General features: G+C 60.9%; 1 pseudogene. It reads right to left on the bottom strand.

What is annotated here, in order from left to right:
- Positions 1-297 (bottom strand): annotated as a pseudogene (locus IB249_RS30305) (hypothetical protein); the annotation flags it as partial.

Genomic DNA, 297 nt, shown 5'->3' with positions numbered 1-297 from the left:
GGTTTTTGAACCAGGTGACGGGTTTGGAACGGTCGTCGATTTGCACCGGATTGCCGACCGGGTCGTAGGCGTAATGCAAATCCTGCAACAGGGCTTGGCCGGGCAGACCTGCACTCAAGCGTTCGAGCCGCGCATCCTCGGGACGAAACTTGGCGCGGGTAATGACGCCATTACCTGCCCGCTCCTGCTCGACCAGGCCACTGGCGTTATAGTGGATGTCGCTGACCAGGGTCGTCTCATCGCGTTCCTGGCTCTGCAAGTAAACGGCACTGAGTTGCCCCGCGCACGTCCGGCTCA

The sequence above is a fragment of the Pseudomonas sp. PDM04 genome (assembly GCF_014851765.1).
Classification (GTDB): Bacteria; Pseudomonadota; Gammaproteobacteria; order Pseudomonadales; family Pseudomonadaceae; genus Aquipseudomonas.
The sequence above is the reverse complement of the archived record's forward strand: the minus strand, read 5'-3'. Positions and strand labels throughout refer to the sequence as shown.